This window comes from Acinetobacter sp. YH12140 (assembly GCF_013418475.1).
Classification (GTDB): Bacteria; Pseudomonadota; Gammaproteobacteria; order Pseudomonadales; family Moraxellaceae; genus Acinetobacter; species Acinetobacter amyesii.
This window is the reverse complement of record NZ_VPBZ01000003.1, coordinates 458,935-474,619: the sequence shown is the minus strand read 5'-3', so window position 1 is coordinate 474,619 and position 15,685 is coordinate 458,935. Positions and strand designations below refer to the sequence as shown.

Sequence of the window (15,685 nt, the reverse complement as noted above, 5' to 3'; positions counted from 1 at the left end):
TGACCCTGATCAATGCTCCTGAATTTTGGAGTGGTGTTTGGTATCTTTCATAAAGACGTAGACCAATAACGAAATAAAAATCATGATGGTTACATAGATGAAAAACCATGACTCGTGACCAGCTTCTTTAAAACTTAGCGCAAAGAATTCTGCCGTACCACCAAATATGGTATTTGCAAGTGCATAAGGCAGCGCAACACCCAATGCACGAATATGTGCAGGGAACATTTCTGCTTTTACAACCGCATTGATCGAGGTGTATCCCGTGACAATCACTAGACCTGCGAGACAGAGCCAAAATGCGGTCCAATAATCTTGAGTTTGTCCTAAGGCACTAAATAGAACATAGGTGAACAGCACCCCTAAGATCCCGAAGGCGATCATTAGAGGCTTACGACCAATTTTATCGGATAGACCGCCTGCAAGTGGCTGTAAGCACATAAAAATAAACAGCGCTAAGGTGGTGATTTGTGTGGCCTCAGGTTTACTAAAGCCAGAGGTATTGACCAGATATTTTTGCAAATAGGTGGTGTAGGTATAAAAAGCCAATGTACCCCCAGCTGTTAAAAATAACACCGTGAATGCTTCTTTCGGATAATGCTTAAATAGAGAAAATAAGCCTGATTCAGGCTGGTCCTTTTGCTCTTGTGCATTTTTGAAGGACTGGGTTTCTAGCAGGCCACGTCGAATACGGAAAACCACTACCGCTAAGCACGCACCAATAAAGAACGGAATACGCCAGCCCCAATCATGCAATTGTTCTTCTGTCAGCAACCATTGCAAAATAAGTAGTACGCACAGTGCAGTCAACTGACCTGCAATCAGTGTCACATATTGAAAGCTTGAAAAAAAACCACGACGGTCGCGGTCAGCCATTTCACTGAGGTAGGTAGCACTGGCACCATATTCACCGCCGACACTTAAACCTTGAATTAGTCGTGCAACCACAAGAATAATCGGCGCCAAAATACCAATTTGGTCATGCGTTGGAGAAATGGCAATCATCAATGAGCCGATACACATGAGTGTGACGGAGAGGGTTAAACCTGACTTTCGACCTTTTTTGTCTGAATAGATCCCCATAATCCATGCACCAATGGGTCGCATGAGGAAACCGACTGCAAAGATGGCCGCAGCTTGGAGAAGCTGTGCAGTCTGGCTGCCCTGAGGGAAAAAAGCATGGGCGAAATAGAGGGTGAATGCCGCATAGACATACCAATCGTACCATTCAACAAGATTACCTGCTGAACCTCCGAGAATGGATTTTACTCGGGTCTTTGTATCTAAATTTGATTGAGTAACAATTTCTTCCGTCATTTTAAAATCCATCTTTTTTTATTGTGTGAAAATATCTTATGCGTATCGAAAAGCATGAAATGTAAACTAAAAAAGAGGTTTTGTTGAAAAAGTGTACAAATCAACGGCTTGTCATGAATTTTGCTTTGAATAAGGGTTTGTATATAAAATGATTGATTTCATGCTTGAGCCAGCAATTGTTTAAACGTACATTTAAAATATAACTTCTCATTTATTGAAGGATATAAAAAACTCAGCGTACAGATATCTTGATCAAAATAGGTATCTTGATCAAAAAATCATGATCAATGAGAAAAATAATAAAGCAAAGAAAGCGATGCATTGTTGAATAAAAAAGACATAGTGGGAGGGAGCGATGAATACACAACAACAATCAATATATGACATGGTGGTCATTGGTGGTGGAATCAATGGTGTTGGTATTGCTTGTGATGCAGCGGGGCGTGGTTTAAGTGTTTTACTCTGTGAAAAAGACGATCTCGCGAGCCACACTTCATCTGCGAGTAGCAAATTAATTCATGGTGGTCTTCGCTATTTAGAACATAAAGAATTTCGTTTGGTACGAGAAGCACTGGCAGAACGCGAAGTTCTGCTTAAAAAAGCCCCCCATATTATTCGACCGATGCGTTTTATCATGCCACATGAACCGCATTTACGTCCGGCTTGGCTAATTCGTACTGGATTATTCTTTTATGATTATTTGGGTAAGCGAGAACAGCTTGCAGGCTCCAATGGAATTGAATTTGATGTGGAAGTTAGTCCTTTAGCACCCAGATTTACCCGAGGGTTTGAATATTCCGACTGCGCTGTGGATGATGCACGCTTGGTTGTACTCAATGCGATACAAGCACGCGAATTTGGTGCACAGGTTCTGACTCGAACAGAATGTTTAAATGCATACAGTAAAGCTGGCATTTGGCAAGTGTGTTTAAAAAATGCCAACGGTTTGCAAAATGTGCAGGCTAAAGTATTGGTGAATGCGGCAGGTCCTTGGGTCGCTGACTTTATAAAACAGGGTTTAAAGCAAGAGTCACCTTATGGTATACGCTTAATACAAGGTAGCCATATCATCGTTGCAAACCTCTTTGAAGGTGATAAAGCTTTTATTATGCAAAATGATGATCATCGCATTGTCTTTGCAATCCCTTATTTAGAACAATTTACTCTGATCGGCACGACAGATCGTGAATATCATGCAGACCCAAATCGAGTAAAGATAAGCCAAGAAGAAATCGATTACTTGCTTGATGTGTCAAATGATCACTTTAAAACTCAATTGACGCAAACGGACATCATTTCAACTTATTCAGGTGTGCGTCCGCTGTGTGATGATGAATCAGATAATCCAGCAGCAGTCACGCGAGATTACACATTAGCACTGACCGATGTAGAAGGTGCTGCATTACTTTCAATCTTTGGTGGCAAGCTCACCACCTATCGAAAACTCGCAGAAGCGGCGCTAGATCAACTTAAAACTGTTTTTCATCATCGATCCAAGCCTTGGACTGCTGATACAGCATTACCTGGTGCGGAAAATTTAGAATCAATCGAGCAGTTGATAGTTGAAATCCAACAAAATGTTAAAGGTGTTTCAAGCAGTCTAGCAAGTCGTTGGGCGCATGCTTATGGGACACGTGTCTGGATATTGCTAAATCATTTAACTTCGATTGATGAGCTTGGGCAAAACTTCGGGCATGGCTTGTATGCTCAAGAAGTAGATTATTTGGTTGAGCATGAGTGGGCGAGAAGCTCTGAAGATATTTTGCAAAGACGCACAAAGTTATATTTGCAATTCAGTGCATCTGAAGTTGATGTTTTGGACGAGTACTTAATGGCAATACGTATAAAGCAAAAAGCTCAAGATGTGGCTTAGTTGATATAAAAAAGACCGCGCAAGGCGGTCTTTTAAATCTTTCTTAATCCCTCTTTTCAAGGAGGGAAATTAAAGGCCGATTAAGCAGATTTTTTTACAGCTTCTAAAAGTTCGTCTTGACGTACTTTAAGTGCTTTTGGTAAGCGATCACCAAGTTTGTTAAACAATTCAGTGTGGCTTTCAAGTTCTTTGATCCATTGATCTTTATCTTGAGAAGTTACAAGCTCGAATTGCTCTTTAGTGAAGTCTGAACCAGTCCAGTTCAATTGTTCGTATGTTGGAACAAGGCCGATAGGTGTTTCAACAGCGTCTGCACGACCTTCACAACGGTCAATGATCCACTCAAGAACACGCATGTTTTGACCGAAACCAGGCCATACAAAGTTACCTTCAGCATCACGACGGAACCAGTTCACGTTGTAGATACCAGGAAGTTTGTTGCCAGCAGCTTTAGCTTTAGCAGCAACTTCTTCACCAAGTTCTAACCAGTGAGAGAAGTAGTCAGCCATGTTGTAACCCGCAAATGGAAGCATTGCGAATGGGTCACGACGAACGATACCTTGTTGACCAACAGCAGCAGCAGTTGTTTCAGAGCCCATAGTTGCAGCTTTGTAAACACCGTCAACCCAGTCAAATGCTTCTGAAATTAGAGGCACTGTGTCTGCACGACGACCACCGAAGATGAACGCAGAAATTGGAACACCTGCTGGATTTTCCCAGTCAGCATCAATAGAAGGACACTGACCAGCTGAAACAGTGAAACGAGCATTTGGATGAGCTGCTTTTTCTTCGCCGGTGTGTGGTTGACCTTTCCAGTTAGTCAAGTTAGCAGGCGCTTCTTTAGTAAGACCTTCCCACCATACTTCACCTTCGTCAGTTACAGCAACGTTAGTATAGATTACGTCTTTATGAAGAGTCGCCATACAGTTCGGGTTAGTCTTGGTATTTGTACCAGGTGCTACACCGAAGAAACCAGCTTCAGGGTTGATTGCATATAAACGACCATCTTCACCTGGTTTGATCCAAGCAATATCGTCACCTACAGTTTCAATTTTCCAACCTTCGTAACCCGCTGGTGGAATCAACATCGCGAAGTTTGTTTTACCACAAGCAGAAGGGAATGCAGCTGCGATGTAGTGTTTTTCGCCTTGTGGGTTAGTCACGCCAAGGATGAGCATGTGTTCAGCTAACCAACCTTGTTGACGACCCATAGAAGATGCAATACGTAAAGCTAGGCATTTTTTACCCAACAATGCGTTACCGCCGTAACCAGAACCGTAAGACCAGATTTCACGAGTTTCTGGATAATGAACGATGTATTTTTCAGGGTTGCAAGGCCAAGCAACGTCTTTTTGACCTTCTTCAAGCGGAGCACCAACAGTGTGTACGCAAGGAATGAAGTCACCGTCAGTACCAAGTACGTCATAAACAGCTTTACCCATACGAGCCATTTTAGACATGCTTACAGCAACGTAAGGAGAATCAGTAAGTTCGATACCGATGTGAGCAATATGAGAACCTAAAGGACCCATAGAGAAAGGAACTACGTATAAAGTACGGCCTTTCATTGAACCGTCAAATAAACCATTCAGACGAGCACGCATTTCAGCTGGAGCTTCCCAGTTGTTTGTTGCGCCTGCATCTTCTTGTTTTTCAGAACAGATGTAAGTACGACCTTCAACACGAGCAACGTCAGAAGGATCAGAATTAGCAAGGTAAGAACCAGGATGTTTTTCTTGGTTAAGTTCTTGCATAGTGCCGTTAGCGATCATCAAGTCGATATAACGTTGATATTCTTCTGCGCTACCGTCACACCATTCGATTTTTGCTGGTTTGGTTAATTTGGCAATTTCTTCCACCCAAGCAATGAGCTTAGGGTGACGAACGAATTCTGGTGCGTTCACTTGGGTCATGGTGAGGCCTATCTCAAAAATGTACTAACCGTACAAAGTATAATCTGCATCATGGGATACATCATGCAGATAAAAGATGAAAAAAAAGTGGCTGTATTAAAGCATAAAATCATAAAAAAAATAAGACTAAAGAAGTGGTAGATTTTTTTTGGTAGTTAATGCTATTTATATTAAATATATATAAAATACAATAACTTAACATATTATGTGGTGAATTTTCACTTTATTTATTAACGTGATGGACAATATTTTATGTAGTTATTTTTAATAAAAACAAAAAGTTGCATGTAATTGATATTTGAGAATTATTATTGATTAAATAAATGGTGGTAATTCGATTTTTACATAAAGGCGCTATTATTTGCTGTTAAATTCGACAAAATACAATCCTAAGCGGCCAAGATGTATAAAAAGTGATTAAACAAGCCAAGCCTTTATCTATTATCTATAATAAAAAATCAGGATTTCATGCTGCAAACAAAGATGAGGTCTACGAGGAACTTGTGCGGATATTATCCGATCATAATTTCGAAATACAGTCATTTGAGCTTGGGCAGGAAGCGAGTTTTGATACTTTAATGAGCAAGGTATTTGCACGCCATAAAGACCCTGATAATTTGGGTGTTGTGGTTGCTGCAGGTGGTGATGGAACCTTAAATGCTGTTGCTCATCAGTTGATGCATACCGATATTCCTATGGGGGTCTTACCTTTGGGCACATTTAATTATGTGGCGCGGGTACTCAATATTCCTCTCGATTTAATTCAAGCGGCACAGATGATTGCGACAGGCAATAATCGACAGGTGCACGTGGCGCAAATCAATGAACATATCTATTTAAACAATGCCAGTTTGGGCTTGTATCCTTTATTTATACAAAAAAGAGAATTTTATAATCAAAAGTTTGGGCGTTTCCCATTGCATGCTTATACCTCAGGTTTGGATGTGCTGATTCGAGATCGTAAAGAGCTGAAATTGGAAATAGAAGTGGATCATCATATTTATCCAGTCAAAACGCCCTTGATCTTTTTTGGCAATAATCAATTGCAATTGGCCGATTTAAACTTGCAAATTGCTAAGGATGCAGAGGCAGGTAAAGTTGCAGGTGTGGTGGTCGCAAAAAGTGATAAGAAAACGTTATTTAAAATTTTATGGCAATTGATCCGTGGCAATATCGACAATGCACCAGATGTGTATAGTTTTGCCGCTGATGAAGTCACAATACATACCCAACGAAAAAAAATGACCGTTGCTGTGGATGGTGAGATTGTAGAAATGAAACCACCGCTTAGAATTCGAGTGCAAAAACAAGCCTTAAAGATACGGGTGCCACATGATACTGCATCTGTCTGATCTGCATTTCGGCACTGAAAAGCCAGAGTGTATGCGCGCTATTCAGCAATTTTGTCGTGAACAGCGTATCGAGGCCGTGGTTGCCAGTGGAGACTTGACCCAACGTGCGCGCTATCGTCAGTTTTATGCATGTAAGCAATTTTTAGAAAGCTTAAAGTTGCCATATATCGTTGTACCAGGGAATCACGATATTCCGCTATATCATTTATGGAACCGTGTTTTTAGCCCTTTTGCACGTTATCAACTTTTTTTTGGTGCCATGGAAAATGTACTGGAAACCGAGCATTTTTATTTAATTGGGATCAATAGTATTCGCCGTCGTTACCATACGCGAGGGCATGTGTCTCTCGAGCAAATACATTATGTTGATGATTTACTTAAACATGCACCGCCCAATAAAGTAAAATTAATCATAGCGCATCAACCTTTTTATACGCCGCCGAATGACCCGCATGGTGTGAAAGATTGTCCTGTTCAAGGGCGTTTGGCACTCGAACAGTGGAGTCAACACGGTTTAAATGGTTTATTGCATGGACATTTACATGTTCCAGCCAGCTATGACCTCAATCAGATTTATGCTTTAGGTGCTGCGCATCCAGTTTGGGATATTCATGCTGGAACTGCAACGTCATATCGCCTACACGATAACCTTGCCAACAGTTTTAATGTCATTGATGAGCAGATGAATGTGCAGCATTATTTTTATCATTCAAAGTTAAAAATATTCGAAGAAAATCTTAGTACTCATATTTTGGATGAGCTTTAATCCTTTAAATTTAAATTTTGAAGAAAAAAAATACAAAAAAATGAAAAAAATTAAATTTTGCCCTTGAAGGGTTTTTTTCCATCCCCACAAAAGTGTCATCTAAATTATTTTTTGTCGATGGCTTATGGAAATCAAAATGTCATCGTCTTTTATCTAGTAAATAGACTTAGTCTGGAGTTAACTATGAGCAATATTCGTCCTTTGCATGACAACGTTGTGATTCGCCGTGTTGAAAAGGAAACTAAAACTGCTGGTGGTCTTATTTTAAGTACTTCAGCAGCTGAACAACCTGCTCAAGGCGAAGTAATCGCTGTAGGTAATGGCAAAGTAACTGACAATGGCGTACGTGCATTAGACGTTAAAGTTGGTGACAACGTATTGTTTGGCACTTATGCCGGTACAAAAGTAAAAGTAGCAGGCGAAGAGCTTCTTATTATGAAAGAGTCTGACATCTTAGCGGTACTTGAAGCTTAAGTTTCGTACACGCATTTAGACCCTTTTATTCATCATAAATTGTTAAAAATTTTAAAAAGATTCGGAGTTAGACATGTCAGCTAAAGACGTAAAGTTTGGTGATTCAGCGCGTTCAAAAATGATCGCGGGTGTAAATGTACTTGCAGATGCTGTAAAAGTGACTTTAGGTCCTAAAGGCCGTAACGTTGTCATCGATCGTTCTTTCGGTGCACCGCACATCACTAAAGATGGTGTTTCTGTTGCTAAAGAAATCACGTTAAAAGACAAGTTTGAAAACATGGGCGCTCAGCTAGTTCGTGAAGTGTCTTCAAAAACCAACGACATCGCGGGTGACGGTACAACAACTGCAACTGTTCTTGCACAAGCAATCCTTAATGAAGGGATTAAATCAGTAACTGCGGGTATGAACCCAATGGATCTTAAACGCGGTATCGATATCGCGGTTAAAGCTGTAGTTGCTGAAATTAAAGCGACTGCAAAACCTGCATCTGACTCTAAAGCGATTGAACAAGTTGGTTCTATTTCTGCGAACTCTGACACTACTGTTGGTAAACTTATTGCTCAAGCAATGGAAAAAGTTGGTAAAGAGGGGGTAATTACAGTTGAAGAGGGTTCAGGCTTTGAAGATTCTCTAGATGTTGTAGAGGGTATGCAGTTTGACCGTGGTTACATCAGCCCGTACTTTGCAAACAAGCAAGATACACTAACAGCTGAACTTGAAAACCCATACATTCTTCTTGTTGATAAAAAAATCAGCAACATCCGCGAATTAATTGCTGTACTTGAAGCTGTTGCTAAAACAGGTAAACCGCTTCTTATCATTGCTGAAGATGTTGAAGGTGAAGCACTTGCAACTCTTGTTGTAAACAACATGCGTGGCATTATCAAAGTTTGTGCTGTTAAAGCACCTGGTTTTGGTGATCGTCGTAAAGCGATGCTTCAAGACATCGCGATTTTAACTGGCGCGACTGTAGTTTCTGAAGAGGTTGGTATGTCTTTAGACCAAACTACACTTGAGCACTTAGGCACAGCGCATAAAGTTACTGTTTCTAAAGAAAATACAGTAATTGTTGATGGTGCAGGTGTTGCAGAGCAAATTGCTGAACGTGTAACTCAAATTCGTGCTCAAATTGAAGAATCAACTTCAGAATACGACAAAGAAAAACTTCAAGAACGCGTTGCTAAATTGGCAGGCGGTGTTGCTGTAATCAAAATCGGCGCTGCAACTGAAGTTGAAATGAAAGAGAAGAAAGATCGCGTTGACGATGCACTTCATGCAACTCGTGCTGCAGTTGAAGAAGGTGTTGTAGCAGGTGGTGGTGTTGCACTTGTACGTGCTGCAAAAGCACTTGAAGGTGTGTCTGGTGCTAACGATGACCAAAATGTTGGTATCAACATTTTACGTCGTGCAATTGAAGCACCGCTTCGTCAAATCGTTGCAAACTCTGGTGATGAGCCATCAGTTGTAATCAATGCTGTGAAAAACGGTGAAGGTAACTTCGGTTATAACGCTGCGACTTCAGAGTATGGCGATATGTTAGAAATGGGTATTCTTGACCCAGCTAAAGTAACACGTTCTGCGCTTGAGCATGCTGCATCTGTTGCGGGCTTAATGCTTACAACTGAATGTATGATTACTGAAATCCCAGAAGACAAACCTGCTATGCCTGATATGGGCGGTATGGGTGGCATGGGCGGTATGATGTAATTCATACTGATCATCCGATCTAAAAAATCCCCGCTACTTGCGGGGATTTTTTTATAACAATCCTAGTTAAAATAAAACACTAATCAAGCTTTTTGGTGAGTTTAAGATTTACTTCAGGCATTTCTAGTTTTTCACCTTTATCACCACGAAGCTCAATAAAGTTTTCACCTACAAAGTAAATTCGATTGTCGCCCTCGGCATCAAGTTGAATCATTCCAGGTTGATCTGGCAAGAACTTAAAACTGCCTTTCACTTTATTTTCAGTGTTCGCAGGTTTACCTAAAAACTCTTGGCTGAGTTCATAGCTCTTATCAAGTTTGAGTTCAAGTTCAGTTTCAATCCCTTTGCAATCATGGCAAGGTAGAATCCCTTTATACTCACCTGCCCAATCAAGTGCATTTTCGGTGTTATCACCTGTGGCAATCGGACTTTCTGAGGCTGCGTCTGTATTGGCAATGACATTATTATCTGGTGGTGTCGCAGTTTCAGATTCATTGCTGGTTTTTGAACATGCCGTTAAGGTTGCACTGACCATACAGAGAGCGAGGATTAGTTTTTTCATGAGATTTATACACCGTACGTACCCAATATAATGCTAAGCGTGGCTTTTCTTGCTCAAGAAAAATAGCCTATTCTTGTTAACAATTGTGTGTTTGGTTAATACATCAAAACAGACATTTGATTTTTAAATATTCGTAAATAGTGAAATATTGGTGACTTACCTAAAAATGAACGCTAAAGGACATTTATATATTAATTGGTGAATAACTGAACAATATAGGCTTTTATAATTATTTTGCGTTGTTAAACTCTGCGGCATAGAAAAAACTGTCGGTGCAAATTGTGTTTGAAAAAACAGCGGAAAAAAGTCTGAACTTAATGGGGTGGCAAATTGATAACCATTGGGATTTAAATATTGACCAATGTGTCATGATTGCAGCGCCACATACCAGTAATTGGGATGCACTTTATGCACGCCTTGCCCTGAAAGCTTTAGGGGTAAATGTTCGTATCACGATTAAAGACAGTTATATGAAATTCCCGTTTGGGCCTTTTGTACGTGCTATGGGCGGAATTGGTATTAATCGTCGTCCAAAACAAGATGGTGAAGCGCGTCAAAGTATGGTTGAGCTCATGGCTGACTTATTTAAGCATCATCCGAAATTAGTCATGTTGGTAACGCCTGAAGGGACACGCGCCAAACAAGAGAAGTGGAAAACCGGTTTTTATCATGTTGCCATGCAAGCAGGTGTGCCGATTGCTTTAGCCTATATGGACTATGCGCAGAAAAAAACGGGTGTGGGTAAAATTGTTTATCCTACAGGCGATTATGAAAAAGATATGGCTGAAATCATGGATTTTTACGCGCAAATTCATGCCAAATTTCCTGAAAAATTCAGTGTCGATACACGCTATTACTAATCTAACCATCCAATAAAAAAGGTCAGCATCGGCTGTCCTTTTTACGTTTAGATGATTTTGTTTAGACTTTTATATTGAATTTAATCATGAAAATCGGGATGGATACCGCCCAGATTTTGACATGCCGCCTTATAAATAATGTATTGCTGGTCAACCACATCGATGAGCGGGATACGAAATAACTTTTCGCCTTGCTTATAGCTATCGATATAAGACACGACTTTTTGTTTGCTTGATGCTAGTTTTTCTTCATGGAAAGTTGTAATCGAGCTATGAGTCATATGTGAACTTTCAATATTATTGCATTGAAAATGGGAGAGTAGTTTTTCAGCTTTTTTAATTTCGCTGGACGTGCCAAACATACAGCCGCTAAGCAGAGTCACACCTGCAAGCAGGATGAACTTTTTCATGGTTTTATTTTAAGCAAAATTATGAGGTGCAATATTCTATTAATTTTCGACAAAAAAATTAATCACTTTTTTACTATTTGGCTAATTTTTATTTAAATGTGAACTGTGTCATTGTTACAAGATGTGAATGTCTAACTGAAAAGGCTTTTTGTTAGAACAATTTGGACAAATATCTTTAGGTTTGGAGTCATCAGGTTAAGATACTCATCGTCACCAAGAAGCAGCCTGAAGAGAATAGAAGACCTAATACAATATGTTTAAATTGGCGTTCTGAAATGCGATAAAAAAGTTTGGCACCAAAAATCACTGGAAAAGCCATAATCACCAAAAGCACGGCTAAATAGGGCAGATGTTCACGATGGATGATCCCTTGTAGCAGATAGCTAATGAGTGTGACGAGCTGAATGGCTAAATTGAAATGTCGCAAAATATAGCGTTGTTCTGCTTTGGGTGTATTTTTTAGCATGAGCCATGCAGAGGGTAATGCGCCACAAAAGCCACCGAGACCACCCAAGATCCCAGCAATATATCCAATACTAGAATCCGCCCATTTCCCTGATTTATGGATGAATGAAAATTTAGGATTAAAAAATAAAATTGGGCACCAAAACATTAAAAAAGCGCCCAAAACCAATTTAAATGTATCTGGATTAATGCTGTCTAATAAATAGGTACCGAGTGGTACACCTAAAATTCCTGCAATTAAATAGGGATAAATGATTTTTTTATTGATCGGAATGCTTTTACGTTCTGATGATAATGAAATGAAGTGGCTATAAATTGAAGCGCAGACCACTAACGGTGCAGCTATTTGCGGGGGGAGTATCCAAACCCAAAATGACATTGCGATAAGGGCGAATGCAAACCCTGTTAATCCTTGTACGAATCCCGCAAAGATGGCACCAAGAATAAAAATCAGCCAAGTCATTAAATTACAGCTTTGAAATACGTGGCGCTATTGTAGTGAATTTTTCTATATAAATGTGGCTGACTGAGTAAATGTAGCAAAATTGGACATCAGATCATGAATAGAACATGAATATTTAAATACAGCAGATGTACACAGACTTCCAATTAAATTCATTTCGATAAGTGAAAATGCTCTTCATCAAAGAGGAGTGCTACACATGCTTAAACAAGTTGCTTTGCTATCTGTGGTTGCAATTACATTTACAGGGTGTGTCGTGGCGCCATTTGATGATGGCCGATACCATTCGAATCAATATGGCTATGCAAATCAATATGGTTATTCAGGTCAATATGGTGGTTCATACGGACAGCGCTATGACTCAAGTCAGCGTTATGACCGCTCATATGGTCGAGTGAATAGCCCGCAACATCGACCAAACTCACCACGACCGAATTCGAATAACCGTCCAGACAATATATATAAACCAAATGCGCATAAACCGAATGTACACAATTCTTCATCTCAGCATCCGTCAAATGTGCAGCGTCCAAGCTCAAAGCCTCAGACTTCGGCTAAACCTAATACAAGTAAACCTCAGCAGCAAAAACCGCAGCAACAACGTCCTAAAGTAACGCCCGTAGATAAAGCTAAAAACACGGGTGGATTTAACAGCCAACGTCCACTTCGACCACAGGTTTAATGATTTTCAAGCAATAAAAAAGGACGCGTTGGCGTCCTTTCTTATTGTCTGCATTTGCATTAAGCCTTTTTATATAAGCCTGCACGCACCGTTCCAGCTTTGGTTTGTTTAATTTGCTGCCAACTGCTCGGGAGTTTTAACTGAGCAAGATCACGATCAGCTTCGATATAAATTAAACCATTGTCTGCAATGCACGGATCGACCAATTCAGCAAGTTCCTGCCATAAATCAAGACTATAAGGGGGATCTAAGAAAATCAGATCAAATTGGTCTTTCAAGTTAGGAATGGCTTGTTGTGCCGTCATGTTTTTGAGTTGCACACGTTGTTTGCTAACTCTTAAAAGTTCTAAATTGTCCATGAGAAATTTCGCTTGGGTGCGATCAGGTTCAATTAAAACAGCTTCTGCTGCACCACGTGAGAGTGCTTCAAATGACAAAGCACCTGAACCTGTACAAAGGTCGAGAACTTTGGCATTTTGAACATCCCACATGAGCCAGTTAAATAATGTCTCGCGTACACGGTCAGGTGTAGGGCGTAAACCGTCAATACTGGCAAAAGGCAGTTGACGGCGTTTCCATTCACCCCCAATGATTCTTAATTGATTTTTCATGAATTATTCCTCATCGGTTGCATGTGCGGCACTGGCAGCACGAGGTGTTGTATTTGCAGTATTCGATTGTTGAGTTGCACTGTTGTTCTGCTGAGCTGTTGGGGTTGCATTTGGATCGGCAGATAAAATATTCGAGCCGCTTGGTAATTCACTCGGTTTTAGACCCGCAGTCATGAGACCACCGCTAATTTGATGGCCTGCAGGACGAATTGGATTCTTTTTACGTGTTAATAACCAGTAGTCAAACATTGGTTTAGCAATTTGAGCAGCAGAACCACCGTGACGACCATTTTCCCAAACGACGGCAATCGCAATTTCAGGTTTTTCCGCAGGGGCAAAACCAACAAATAAACCATGGTCAAGCTGACGCTCTGTCAATAAGGACTCGTTATAGCGTTTACCTTGGGCAATACTTTTAACCTGTGCGGTGCCTGTTTTACCTGCGATTTGATACATTGGGGTACGAATACCACGACCGGTCCCTGTTTGAACCACATCAATCATGGCATCACGCATTTTGATCCAATCATCTGGCTTACCATTAAATTGAATGCGACCATTCGGGGCGTTATGTACTTTGTGGACTTTAGCGCCTTTACTTTCACGCAAAACGTGAGGTGTAACATGAGAGCCTTGATTGGCGGTAATAGCAGTCGCCATCGCCAGTTGTAATGGTGTTGCAGTAAATGCACCCTGACCAATACTGACGGAAATCGTTTCACCTTTAAGCCAGTTGGACTTCCGTGTGCGGAGCTTCCATTCAGGATTTGGATATAGCCCCGTACTTTCACTTGGTAAATCTACACCGGTTTTTTCACCGAAGCCAAACTGACGCATCCAAGTATTCATTTTTTCAATGCCCATGCGATAAGACAAGACATAGAAGTAGGTATCGCAGGAAATGACTTGAGCTTTGTGTAAATTAACTGAGCCATGACCAGTTTTTTTGTGGTCACGGAAACGATGGCTGTCACCCGGAAGCGTGAAATAGCCCGGATCGGAAATGGCTGTACTCCAATCCACTAGACCATAATGAATACCACCTAGACCAAACATTGGCTTAATCGTTGAACCCGGTGGATAAGCCCCTTGCACAGCACGGTTATATAATGGCTGATCGAGGCTATCACGTAGTTCAGAATAATCTTTGCTGCTAATCCCGGTAACAAATAAGTTAGGGTTAAAACTTGGACTAGACACGAGAGCAAGAATTTCCCCAGTACGTGGGTCAATCGCCACAATTGCACCACGTCGACCTGCAAGCTGCTCTGAAGCGACCATTTGCAGTCCATAATCTAGGGATAAATATAAGTCATTACCACGAATCGGATCTTTACGACCTAGATGACGTAACACATTACCAAAGGCATCGGCTTCAACCGACTCATTCCCCGGCATACCATGTAAAAGTTCTTCATATGATTTTTCAACGCCAATTTTCCCGATCAGGTTTGAGCCAGCATATAAATCTTTATCAATCGATTTTAGTTCTTTGTCATTAATACGACCTACATAGCCAATCACATGGGCAAACAGTTCACCATGTGGATAGTAGCGAGTCATTTGGGTCTCTATATTGACACCCGGGAATTGATATTTCACCTCACTAAAACGGGCGATATCATTTTCATTTAAATTCAGTTTAATCGAAACACGTTCAGTCTTTTTAGAGGTTTTAATCCGACTTTTGAAACGTTCGATGTCTTCATCAGTCAGTTCTAACAGAGGCGTTAGGCGCTCTACCGTATCATCAATGTTTTCAACATCCGCACGGCTCATGGTTGCCGAGAAAACCGGATAATTATCGGCTAATAACACGCCATTACGGTCATAGATATAACCACGAGAAGGTGCAAGCGGTTGCAATCGAATTCGGTTTTGATCTGCCGCAGTCGAAAAGGTCTCATAACTCTTGATTTGCAAATATGCATAACGTGCCACAAGCAACAGCATAAAGAAGGAGACAATCCCTATCGAAATCACTACGCGATTACGATAAATCCGCTTTTCTTGCTGGACATTTTTTAAAGGATAATGCTGCTTCATACGCGATCGACTTAAAGACTGAGAGCTAAAATAACGGAAGAGGCATATTCTAGCGCAACTGACATTTTTTTGATAAATAAAAACGACTCTGCTGTGATTGCAGTCTATATTTTGACTTTGCAGACATGAAAAATATGGGGCTTTGTGTATAACAGTTCATATTATTCTGCTAAAGTCGAAACG

General features: G+C 40.6%; 14 protein-coding genes. 7 read left to right on the top strand and 7 right to left on the bottom strand.

All coding sequences use genetic code 11. The features are described 5' to 3' along the window. Positions 1-9 precede the first annotated feature (9 nt). The gene (locus FTU75_RS05925; RefSeq protein ID WP_078192971.1) at positions 10-1,329 is read right to left on the bottom strand and encodes an MFS transporter; all 1,320 of its coding nucleotides are present in this window, start codon (positions 1,327-1,329) and stop codon (positions 10-12) included. A gap of 343 nt (positions 1,330-1,672) precedes the next feature. Here FTU75_RS05925 and glpD point away from each other — a divergent pair, with 343 nt between their 5' ends. Further along, entirely contained in the window at positions 1,673-3,190 is a 1,518-nt protein-coding gene (gene glpD / locus FTU75_RS05920) for a glycerol-3-phosphate dehydrogenase (RefSeq protein ID WP_180115378.1), read from the top strand. A gap of 80 nt (positions 3,191-3,270) precedes the next feature. Here the strand turns inward: glpD and FTU75_RS05915 are convergent, their stop codons facing one another. Continuing rightward, the gene (locus tag FTU75_RS05915; protein ID WP_180007483.1) at positions 3,271-5,103 is read right to left on the bottom strand and encodes a phosphoenolpyruvate carboxykinase (GTP); all 1,833 of its coding nucleotides are present in this window, start codon (positions 5,101-5,103) and stop codon (positions 3,271-3,273) included. A 413-nt stretch (positions 5,104-5,516) separates the two neighbouring features. Between FTU75_RS05915 and FTU75_RS05910 the strand changes: the two genes are divergently transcribed. From FTU75_RS05910 to groL, 4 genes are all read left to right on the top strand, one after another. Then, a complete protein-coding gene (locus FTU75_RS05910) occupies positions 5,517-6,455 on the top strand; it encodes a diacylglycerol kinase family protein (protein WP_180115377.1) in 939 nt (312 codons plus the stop codon). After that, positions 6,436-7,221, top strand: a complete 786-nt coding sequence (locus FTU75_RS05905) for a metallophosphoesterase (RefSeq protein ID WP_180115376.1) — start codon at positions 6,436-6,438, stop codon at positions 7,219-7,221. The genes FTU75_RS05910 and FTU75_RS05905 overlap by 20 nt, the downstream gene beginning before the upstream one ends. Positions 7,222-7,404: 183 nt before the next feature. Beyond that, entirely contained in the window at positions 7,405-7,695 is a 291-nt protein-coding gene (gene groES, locus FTU75_RS05900) for a co-chaperone GroES (protein ID WP_078192966.1), read from the top strand. A gap of 73 nt (positions 7,696-7,768) precedes the next feature. Further along, positions 7,769-9,403, top strand: coding sequence for a chaperonin GroEL (gene groL / locus FTU75_RS05895; protein WP_078192965.1), 1,635 nt, complete (start codon positions 7,769-7,771; stop codon positions 9,401-9,403). A gap of 79 nt (positions 9,404-9,482) precedes the next feature. Here the strand turns inward: groL and FTU75_RS05890 are convergent, their stop codons facing one another. After that, complete coding sequence (locus FTU75_RS05890; protein ID WP_078192964.1) at positions 9,483-9,965, bottom strand: copper resistance protein NlpE; 483 nt, start codon at positions 9,963-9,965, stop codon at positions 9,483-9,485. Positions 9,966-10,246: 281 nt separating this feature from the next. Here FTU75_RS05890 and FTU75_RS05885 point away from each other — a divergent pair, with 281 nt between their 5' ends. Next, a complete protein-coding gene (locus tag FTU75_RS05885) occupies positions 10,247-10,825 on the top strand; it encodes a 1-acyl-sn-glycerol-3-phosphate acyltransferase (protein WP_171263760.1) in 579 nt (192 codons plus the stop codon). An 80-nt stretch (positions 10,826-10,905) separates the two neighbouring features. Here FTU75_RS05885 and FTU75_RS05880 read toward each other — a convergent pair whose 3' ends face one another. Together FTU75_RS05880 and FTU75_RS05875 are read right to left on the bottom strand one after the other, a co-directional pair. Then, entirely contained in the window at positions 10,906-11,235 is a 330-nt protein-coding gene (locus FTU75_RS05880; protein WP_078192963.1) for a hypothetical protein, read from the bottom strand. A gap of 190 nt (positions 11,236-11,425) precedes the next feature. Next, complete coding sequence (locus tag FTU75_RS05875) at positions 11,426-12,163, bottom strand: sulfite exporter TauE/SafE family protein (protein WP_180115375.1); 738 nt, start codon at positions 12,161-12,163, stop codon at positions 11,426-11,428. A 199-nt stretch (positions 12,164-12,362) separates the two neighbouring features. Between FTU75_RS05875 and FTU75_RS05870 the strand changes: the two genes are divergently transcribed. Beyond that, positions 12,363-12,845 (top strand): hypothetical protein, encoded by a 483-nt coding sequence (locus FTU75_RS05870; protein WP_180115374.1) that lies wholly within the window; start codon positions 12,363-12,365, stop codon positions 12,843-12,845. A 59-nt stretch (positions 12,846-12,904) separates the two neighbouring features. Here FTU75_RS05870 and rsmD read toward each other — a convergent pair whose 3' ends face one another. Together rsmD and mrdA are read right to left on the bottom strand one after the other, a co-directional pair. After that, a complete protein-coding gene (rsmD, locus tag FTU75_RS05865) occupies positions 12,905-13,456 on the bottom strand; it encodes a 16S rRNA (guanine(966)-N(2))-methyltransferase RsmD (protein WP_168378319.1) in 552 nt (183 codons plus the stop codon). Positions 13,457-13,459: 3 nt separating this feature from the next. After that, on the bottom strand, positions 13,460-15,502 hold the full coding sequence (mrdA, locus tag FTU75_RS05860; protein WP_180115373.1) for a penicillin-binding protein 2: 2,043 nt from the start codon (positions 15,500-15,502) through the stop codon (positions 13,460-13,462). Positions 15,503-15,685 lie beyond the last annotated feature (183 nt).

Bases quoted from the DNA above. Each gene is read 5' to 3' on its own strand.
- FTU75_RS05880 (WP_078192963.1), bottom strand. From the start codon at position 11,235: ATGAAAAAGTTCATCCTGCTTGCAGGTGTGACTCTGCTTAGCGGCTGT.
- groES (WP_078192966.1), top strand. From the start codon at position 7,405: ATGAGCAATATTCGTCCTTTGCATGACAACGTTGTGATTCGCCGTGTT.
- FTU75_RS05890 (WP_078192964.1), bottom strand. From the start codon at position 9,965: ATGAAAAAACTAATCCTCGCTCTCTGTATGGTCAGTGCAACCTTAACG.
- FTU75_RS05875 (WP_180115375.1), bottom strand. From the start codon at position 12,163: ATGACTTGGCTGATTTTTATTCTTGGTGCCATCTTTGCGGGATTCGTA.
- FTU75_RS05915 (WP_180007483.1), bottom strand. From the start codon at position 5,103: ATGACCCAAGTGAACGCACCAGAATTCGTTCGTCACCCTAAGCTCATT.
- rsmD (WP_168378319.1), bottom strand. From the start codon at position 13,456: ATGAAAAATCAATTAAGAATCATTGGGGGTGAATGGAAACGCCGTCAA.
- FTU75_RS05925 (WP_078192971.1), bottom strand. From the start codon at position 1,329: ATGGATTTTAAAATGACGGAAGAAATTGTTACTCAATCAAATTTAGAT.
- FTU75_RS05870 (WP_180115374.1), top strand. From the start codon at position 12,363: ATGCTTAAACAAGTTGCTTTGCTATCTGTGGTTGCAATTACATTTACA.
- FTU75_RS05905 (WP_180115376.1), top strand. From the start codon at position 6,436: ATGATACTGCATCTGTCTGATCTGCATTTCGGCACTGAAAAGCCAGAG.
- glpD (WP_180115378.1), top strand. From the start codon at position 1,673: ATGAATACACAACAACAATCAATATATGACATGGTGGTCATTGGTGGT.
- groL (WP_078192965.1), top strand. From the start codon at position 7,769: ATGTCAGCTAAAGACGTAAAGTTTGGTGATTCAGCGCGTTCAAAAATG.
- mrdA (WP_180115373.1), bottom strand. From the start codon at position 15,502: ATGAAGCAGCATTATCCTTTAAAAAATGTCCAGCAAGAAAAGCGGATT.